Source organism: Rhodococcus sp. 05-2254-5, from assembly GCF_002258575.1.
In the GTDB taxonomy this organism is placed as follows: domain Bacteria; phylum Actinomycetota; class Actinomycetes; order Mycobacteriales; family Mycobacteriaceae; genus Rhodococcoides; species Rhodococcoides fascians.
On the sequence record NZ_NOZG01000020.1, the window covers coordinates 187,957 to 196,218 of the forward strand.

At 64.3% G+C, this 8,262-nt stretch carries 9 protein-coding genes; 1 reads left to right on the top strand and 8 read right to left on the bottom strand.

Annotated elements, in window-relative coordinates; genetic code table 11:
• The first annotated feature begins 73 nt into the window (after positions 1–73).
• Positions 74–1,072, top strand: a complete 999-nt coding sequence (locus CH278_RS12675; protein WP_052053236.1) for a fumarylacetoacetate hydrolase family protein — start codon at positions 74–76, stop codon at positions 1,070–1,072.
• Between the two features lie 3 nt (positions 1,073–1,075).
• On the opposite strand, the gene CH278_RS27540 is transcribed toward CH278_RS12675, so the two are convergent.
• From CH278_RS27540 to CH278_RS12710, 8 genes are all read right to left on the bottom strand, one after another.
• Entirely contained in the window at positions 1,076–1,219 is a 144-nt protein-coding gene (locus CH278_RS27540) for a hypothetical protein (RefSeq protein ID WP_155288482.1), read from the bottom strand.
• Positions 1,220–1,384: 165 nt separating this feature from the next.
• Positions 1,385–3,580 (bottom strand): catalase/peroxidase HPI, encoded by a 2,196-nt coding sequence (katG, locus tag CH278_RS12680; RefSeq protein ID WP_072692110.1) that lies wholly within the window; start codon positions 3,578–3,580, stop codon positions 1,385–1,387.
• A gap of 75 nt (positions 3,581–3,655) precedes the next feature.
• Positions 3,656–4,135 carry a Fur family transcriptional regulator gene (locus CH278_RS12685; RefSeq protein ID WP_032366272.1) on the bottom strand — a complete coding sequence of 160 codons (480 nt, stop codon included), beginning with the start codon at positions 4,133–4,135 and terminating at the stop codon, positions 3,656–3,658.
• Positions 4,136–4,263: 128 nt separating this feature from the next.
• Complete coding sequence (locus tag CH278_RS12690; RefSeq protein WP_032366273.1) at positions 4,264–4,533, bottom strand: metal-sensitive transcriptional regulator; 270 nt, start codon at positions 4,531–4,533, stop codon at positions 4,264–4,266.
• Between the two features lie 52 nt (positions 4,534–4,585).
• Entirely contained in the window at positions 4,586–5,005 is a 420-nt protein-coding gene (locus tag CH278_RS12695; RefSeq protein WP_032391145.1) for a DUF302 domain-containing protein, read from the bottom strand.
• Positions 5,006–5,047: 42 nt separating this feature from the next.
• Positions 5,048–7,201 (bottom strand): MMPL family transporter, encoded by a 2,154-nt coding sequence (locus CH278_RS12700; RefSeq protein WP_032391146.1) that lies wholly within the window; start codon positions 7,199–7,201, stop codon positions 5,048–5,050.
• A gap of 164 nt (positions 7,202–7,365) precedes the next feature.
• Positions 7,366–7,830, bottom strand: coding sequence for a MarR family winged helix-turn-helix transcriptional regulator (locus tag CH278_RS12705; protein ID WP_051365075.1), 465 nt, complete (start codon positions 7,828–7,830; stop codon positions 7,366–7,368).
• Between the two features lie 14 nt (positions 7,831–7,844).
• Positions 7,845–8,262: acetyl-CoA carboxylase biotin carboxyl carrier protein subunit (locus CH278_RS12710; protein ID WP_143536244.1), on the bottom strand; the 418-nt coding region annotated here is incomplete at its 5' end.

The window sequence follows — 8,262 nt, forward strand, 5'->3', positions numbered from 1 at the left end:
GACCGTGGCACCGTTTACACTCCGGGTTCCTCAACCGTTGTGGAGCATCGCTCCGCACAGATCGGACGCGCCCGTGCGATTGCGACGCTTGACCTCCACCGATTCCGCCGACCGCCTTGCCGTCCACGTGCCCGACACGACCACGTGGATCGATCTCGAGGCTGCGGTCTCGACTCTGGGTGCCCCCGAGATCCTGCACCCGCTCACCGGGTCCATGCTTCGGTTCCTCGATGCAGGTGAACCCGCACGTGAAGCCGCAACGACGGTGGCGCGGCGGGCGGCCGACGAGGGCGTCGCGACGATGGACCGACCGGCACCGACCCTTCCGGTCGTTCCCGCGTCACTGCGCTGCTTCCTGGGCTGGGACGAGCACTGGGACCTGGCCGCACACAACCTCGTTCGGCGAAATCTACCGCGTGCCGTCCCGTTCATCCGTGGATTCGAGATGCTGACGCGTCGAACATTCCCGGCCCTGCGTCCCGGTCCGGGGTTCGACGACCATCCGATCTACTACACCGGTAACCACCTGACCGTCGTCGCCGACGGGGCCGATGTCGAGTGGCCGTCGTACAGCCGAGTTCTCGATTTCGAGCTCGAATTCGGTGCCGTCGTCACCCGACCGATCCGAGATGCATCCGAGCGGGAGGCCGAGGCTTCGATAGGCGGTTACGTCGTCTTCGACGACATCAGCGCGCGGGACACGCAGTGGGAGGAGCAGCGCCGGACTCCGTTCGGACCGGTGGTCAAGACCAAGACCTTCGCCAGTTCGATGGGCGCAGACATCGTCACCCCCGATGAGGTTGCGGCGCAAATAGATTCGCTGGCCGCGACCGTCCGGGTCAACGGCGAACTCTGGTCGACCACCAGCACTGCCGGGATGCGCTATTCCATGGGTGAATCTCTGGCGTTTGCGAGTCGCGGCGAGAGCATTTACCCCGGCGAGCTCCTGACGTCGGGCACTCTGCCTCGCGGTTGTGGGCTCGAACTCGACCGGTGGATCGCTCCGGGCGACCGCGTCGAACTCGATATCGAACGAATCGGCTCCGTCACCAACACCATCGGTGCTCGCTGAGTCCTATCGGATTCCGCGCTCGGTGTCCGACTTGTCGGTCGACGCGTCCTGGAACATCTCGAGGAACGACCCGAAACCGGATGCACTCTGACGTGTTTCGTCTCTGTTGTTGTCCGCAGAGCCTGCGGATACGTCCTGTTGTGTCATGCAACCAGCATGACAATCGGACATTGCGACAAATCCAGGTGCAAAGTCACGAATCGGCATCGAAAGATAACAGCCCGGTAACGACGAACTCGAAGCTGTGGATGGATCCAGCTCGTATTCCATCCACAACTTCGAGTTCGGGTGGCGCATCAGCGCCGGTGAGTACTAGGCGAGCTCGAAGCGATCGAGCATCATGACCTTGTCCCAGGCCGCGACGAAGTCTCGCACGAACTTCTCCTTGGCGTCATCGCAAGCGTAAACCTCTGCGAGAGCGCGCAATTCGGAGTTCGAGCCGAAGACCAGATCGTTACGTGTTCCGGTCCACTTCTTCTCGCCGGTAGCGGCGTCCTTGGCCTCGTAGATGCCGTCCTCCGCGGTGGGAACCCATTCGGTGCCCATGTCGAGGAGGTTGACGAAGAAGTCGTTGGTGAGCGTGCCGACCTTGTCGGTGAGGACGCCGTGCGTCGACCCCTTGTAGTTCGCGCCGAGTACACGCAGACCGCCGACCAGCACGGTCATCTCCGGTGCACTGAGCGAGAGCAGGTTGGCCCGATCGACCAGGTTGAACTCGGCGGGCAGCTTCTGGCCCTTGCCCAGGAAGTTGCGGAAGCCGTCCACCTTGGGCTCGAGATCGGAGAACGAGTCGACGTCCGTCTTCTCCTGCGTCGCATCCATCCGGCCCGGGGTGAACGGGACGGTGATGTCGACGCCTGCGTTCTTGGCGGCCTGCTCGACGGCTGCGACACCGCCGAGGACGACGAGGTCCGCGAACGACACCGTTCCGGAGAACGACTGCTGAATGCCTTCGAGAACGCGGATGACCTGTGCGATCTCGTCGGGCTCGTTGACCTCCCAGCCGGCCTGCGGCTGCAGGCGCAGACGGCCACCGTTGGCACCGCCGCGCTTGTCGCTGACGCGGAACGACGATGCCGCCGCCCACGCAGCCGAGATCAGCTGATCCTGGCTGAGTTCGGAACCGAGGATGGTCTGCTTGAGCTCGGCGATCTGCGCGTCACCGATCAGCTCGTGATCGACGGCCGGGATCGGGTCCTGCCAGAGCAGGGGCTCCGCCGGAACCTCGGGGCCGAGGTAACGCGAGACCGGTCCCATGTCGCGGTGGGTGAGCTTGAACCACGCCTTCTGGAACTCTTCTGCGAGCTCCTCGGGATGATCGAGCCAACGACGGGTGATCTGCTCGTAGATCGGATCGACGCGCATCGCGATGTCGGAGGTCAGCATCGACGGGTGCCGACGCTTGGACGGATCCGCCGGGTCGGGAACGAGATCCGCGCCTTCTCCGTTCTTCGGACGCCACTGGTGTGCGCCGCCCGGGCTCTTGTAGAGCTCCCACTCGAAGCCGTAGAGGGTTTCGAGGAACGAGTTGTCCCACTGGGTCGGCGTCGGGGTCCAGATGACCTCGAGTCCGCTGGTGATCGCGTCGGCGCCCGAGCCGGTGCCGAAGCTGTTCTTCCAGCCCAGGCCCATCTGCTCGATGGGCGCGCCCTCGGGCTCCGGTCCGATGTGGGCATCGGGGTCGGCTGCGCCGTGGGTCTTGCCGAAGGTGTGTCCACCGACCGCGAGTGCCGCGGTCTCGATGTCGTTCATGGCCATGCGGCCGAAGGTCTCGCGGATGTCCAGTGCGGACTGCACGGGATCCGGATTGCCGTTGGGGCCTTCGGGATTGACGTAGATCAAGCCCATCTGCACTGCGGCCAGCGGGTTCTCGAGGCTCGTGCGGTCACCGTGGTAGCGCTCGTCGCCCAACCAGGTCTGCTCGGGGCCCCAGTAGACGTCCTCGTCCGGCTCCCAGGCGTCGACGCGTCCGCCGGCGTAGCCGTAGGTCGGCAGGCCCATGGACTCGATGGCGACGTTGCCGGTGAGCACGATGAGGTCGGCCCAGGACAGTTTGCGGCCGTACTTCTGCTTGACCGGCCAGATCAGACGGCGGGCCTTGTCCAGGCTTGCGTTGTCGGGCCAGCTGTTGAGGGGAGCGAATCGCTGCATGCCGGCTCCGGCACCGCCGCGACCGTCCTGCTTGCGGTAAGTTCCGGCCGCGTGCCACGCCATGCGGATGAAGAACGGACCGTAGTGCCCGAAGTCCGCGGGCCACCACGGCTGCGAGTTCGTCATCACGGCTTCGATGTCACGCTTGACCTCGGCGAGATCGAGAGAATTGAACTCGGCGGCGTAGTCGTAATCCGCACCCATCGGATCGCCCACGGCCGGGTTCTTCTTGAGGATCTTGAGATTGAGCGCCTTAGGCCACCACTCGCGGTTGCCGCCGCCTTCGACAGGCGTGGGCATCGCGTCGTGCATGACCGGACACTTGCCACCGCTCTCCTGCGGCTGATCCTCGTTCATCTCTTTTTCGCGTGTTACGTGATCTTCAGACACGTGCTTCCTTCCAAGGTGTGACGATCGGGCTGTGATCGGTGGTCACGAACTCTGCTGTGTTCGAGACCGGGGAGGGAACTGAACGGGAACTGCCGGCTGCTCGCGAGCAGCCGAACACTGTGCGCAGAAGCCCCAGTAGATGACCTCTGCCTCGTCGATCGTGAAACCGACGGAGTCCGATGCGGTGAGACACGGCGTCTCGCCCACCGCGCAATCCACGTCTGCGATCACGCCGCAGTTGCGGCACACAGCGTGGTGATGGTTGTCCCCGACCCGAGATTCGTATCGTGCGGGAGATCCCGCGGGCTCGATGCGACGCACCAGGCGCGCAGCGGTCAGGGCATTGAGAACGTCGTACACCGTCTGGCGTGATACCTCGGGGAGCACCGATCGGACGAGTCCGAGAATCGTGTCGGTGTCCGCATGCGGATTGGTTTCGACGACCTCGAGCACGGTGACCCGCGGACGGGTCACGCGCAAATCGGCGGTGCGTAATTGCTCCGCATAGGGTGAGATCGGCATCACAGCGTCAGTATCCTCCGGTTTTCTGGACCAAGTCAAGTATGCAGTCGAATCCGCTGCTTGTCGACTGCAACTCGGTATCGACCGCAACCCGACACATGCCGTTCGTCCGGAGTTCGGCCGGCGGCTCAGGCCAGAGCCAGGAACAACTTTTCGAGCTCGGCCTCGGTCATCGGTTCCCTACCGTCAGCAGCATCCCCCGTCATGCACTCCCGAAGGCCGGTTGCCACGATCTTGAACCCGGCACGGTCGAGCGCCCGCGACACGGCAGCGAGCTGGGTGACGACGTCCTTGCAATCACGACCGTTCTCGATCATCCCGATGACACCCGCAAGTTGGCCGTGCGCACGCTTGAGCCGGTTGAGTACCAGTGCAATGCTGTCTTCGTCGCCGATCATGTCGATTCCTTCGATGGTGGTAGCAGTGAACTCGAGGGTACCCCCGGGGGCATCATTGCGGCGTGGTACCGGTACCGCCGAGGGCCGCGATTGCCGCCTGCAGTTTCGCCGTGGCCTCGGCGGCGACCGCACCCAACCGCGGCTCACCGGTGACCTCGACCATGATGGCCGGGTTCATGGCCTCGACGACGACGGACCGCGCCGCCGCCGGGTTCTCACGCACGACCACATTGCACGGCAACAGCAGACCGATCTGCCTCATCACCCCCACTGCGCGGTGAGCCAGTCCCGGGTTGCACGCGCCCAGGATCACGTAGCGCTCCATGTCCTCGTCGAGCTTGGCCTTCAACGTGGCCTGCATGTCGATTTCGGTGAGAACTCCGAATCCCTGCTCCGACAACGCCTTTCTCGTGCTCTCGATCGCGTCGGCGAAATCGGTGTCGGTCAGTGTGGTGGACAGTGCGATGTTCATGATGTCTCCTCGAAAATTGTGGTGTCAGTGAGAGCTGTCGATTCAGTGTGAAAAGCGGATGGAGGGCAGGACGGCACGTAGCCATGCCGGCGACCACCACGCGCCGTATCCGGTCAGCCGTAGCAGAACCGGAAGCAGGACGAGTCGAACCAGGAACGCGTCGAGCAGTACCGCAACACCCAGGATGATGCCCATCTCTTTCGGGGGCAACGGATCCGACAGTGCGAATGTGAAGAACACTGCCACCATCACCGCTGCTGCGGCAAAGATGACTCGTCCCGAGTGGGCCAACCCGTCGACCTGGGCAACCTTGGAATCACCGGAGCGCTCGTAATGTTCCTTGGCGGTAGCCAGGAGGAACACCGTGTAGTCCATGGCGATGGCGAAGATCATCGCGAAGAAGAACACCGGGCCCCAACCGTCGAGAAATCCCTGCGGCGTGAAGCCCAGCAGCGAGGATCCGTGTCCGTCCTGGAAGATCAGCTTGGCGACGCCGAACGCCGCCGCGGTGGACAGCAGGCTCACCGCGGTACCGAGCAACGCGATGAGCGGAGCCTGAAGCGCCACCAGCAGCAGCACGAATCCGAGAACCAGGATGATCCCGACGACTATCGGCAGATAGTCGTTCAAAGCCTGCTGCAGGTCCAGGTTCTCTGCCGGTGCTCCGCCGACGAGTGCCGAATCGGGCAATGTCGATCGCAGCTCGGCGAGAACGGAGCCCATCGCTTCGTCGGACGGATCCACCGACGGAATTGCCTGCAGCAGTGCATATCCCGAATCGTCAGCCGCACTCTGCGGCGGCGTCACCATCGAGATCCCGTCGACCCGCGCAGCGACGGTTGCGGTCTCGGCAGCATCCACTTCGGGAACCACGATCTGCAGCGAACCCGGTGCGCCCGGTCCGAACCGGTCCTGAACGAGCTCGTAACCCTGCCGCACGGGGGCATCCTCGGGCACCACTGCTATCGACGGCATTGCCACCTTCAGCCCGAGCACCGGCAGGGCGAGCGCAATCAGAATCCCCACCGACACGACCGCGAACGGCCACGGGTGCTTGTGCAGCAACTCCCCCCATGCCGCGAACCTTGGGGATCGATGCACTTGACGCTTGGCGTACGGCAACGAAGCGGCGTTGACCTTGGGTCCGAGCGCACCCAATGCCGCAGGCAGCAGAGTCATCGTTGCCAGCAACACGAAGGCGACAGCCAACATGATCCCGACGGCCATCGTGCGCACCGCCGGCGCGGGGACCAGCAGCACTGCGGACAGACTCACCAGCACCGTCAGCCCGGACAACACGACGGCCTTACCTGCGGTGTCCATGGTGGCGGCGACGGCAGCCCGAGGGTCGGTGTTCCGCAGCGCGTCGCGGAATCGAGCGACGATGAACAGGGCGTAGTCGATTCCCAGCGCGAGGGCGAACATCATTGCAAAGTTCATGGCCCACACCGAGATCGGCGTGACACCGTTGAGCAGAACCAGACCACCAGCGGAGGCAACGAGCCCCGCGACGGTGAGCAGCAGCGGCAAACCGGCCGCGACGAGGGAACCGAAGGCAAGCACCATGATCGCCAAGGTGACCGGCCACGAGAACAGTTCGGCTTGGATCATGGCGTCGTGGTTCGCCTTGTTGAAGTCCGACCACAGGGCCGACGAACCGGTGGGATACACCTCGATTCCGTCGGTCGAGAGCGCAGTCAACCGCTCCTTCACATCGTCGACGGCCTTCACCATCTCGTCGGTCGTGCCGTTCGCCCCGGCGATGACGATGCCGGTGCGGCCGTCCGGGCTGATCGTCATATTCGGTTGCGGCGCAACGACGTCTCCGAATCGGGAGTCACCGGAGAACACCTCGGTCACGTCGTCGATCACTGCCCGAACAGCGGGGTCCGTGATGGATGCTGCGTCGGAGTGAACGACCACCTGCACCGCTGCGGACGAATTGCCACCGAAATGCTGCTGGGCCAGTTCTCGAACCTGTACGGATTCGGATCCGTTCGCCTGCCACCCGGCTCCCGCCAGAGAGGTGAACACCGAGGGCGCGAACGAACCGAGGCCGATCAGCGCGATGAGCCATACGCCGAACACCCAACGACGGTGGGTCACCATCGACGCACCCGCACGGCCGAGTAGTCCCGGCCCTCTCGCGGGCAGGTCGTCAGGTGGGCGAAGGATTTCGGCATCGCGCAGCGACATGGTTCTCCTATACGGGTGGGGGTATCGATCGAGGCGGACGAAACCCCGAGCAATCGAACGTGCCCACCATTTCACATACCCAAGGGGGTATGCAAGTACCCCTGGGGGTATCACCCCAGGGGTACTTGCATCACCGTCGGCGGATCATAACCAGGACGTGTCGGTCAGCGCCGCCTGTTCCACTGCTTCTCGATGCCGCGCAGCACTTCGAGTGTCTGTTCGGAATCTGCATCGACCGCCATCCGCGACCGAGCCCGTTCGAGCGCACGTTCGGCACGTGTCACCGCGCGATACCCCGAGTCGGTGGCGTCGACCAAGTACTGCTGTCGATTTCGCGGATTGACACTGCGCACCAACAGGCCCGCGTCGACGAGACTGGCAGTTGTCGCAGTGATGCTGGTTCGGTGTCGCACCAATTCACGTGAGAGCGCGCTGTACGACAACGGCCCTCTCCGACAAACCAATTCGAGTACCTCGTACCGTGCCCAGCTCAGTCCCTGGGCATCGAGCGCCTCCGCCAACCGCACCCGGGCGGCCGAGGCCATCCGCAATACCGTGGACACGATCTCGAACTCGGTGGAATGCGCCGGAGAGGTGTCGCCGTCGAACGATTCAGCGAGGGCAGTCATCGAAAGGTACTCCCCTACTTGATTTCTGCGAGGACGGTGCCTTGTGTGATGGCGTCGCCTGCGGTGACGCTCAGGCCGGTGATGGTGCCTGCTTTGTGGGCGGTGACGGGGTTTTCCATTTTCATCGCTTCCAGGACAGCGACGAGGTCCCCGGCGGCGACTTCCTGGCCTTCGTCGACGGCGACTTTGACCACGGTGCCCTGCATCGGCGCGGTCACCGAGTCACCGGAGGCTGCGCCGGCTCCGGCACCGCCACGGGTGCGGGCCTTGGGCTTACGCCGTACCGCACCGGCATTTCCGCCGCTGCCACCGCCGAGGGTGAGCTCGCCCGGCAGGGAGACCTCGACGCGTCGGCCCCCGACCTCGACGATGACGGACTGCCGGGGCAGGGCCTCGTCGTCGTCGATCGGTTGCCCGGCGGTGAACGGGGGA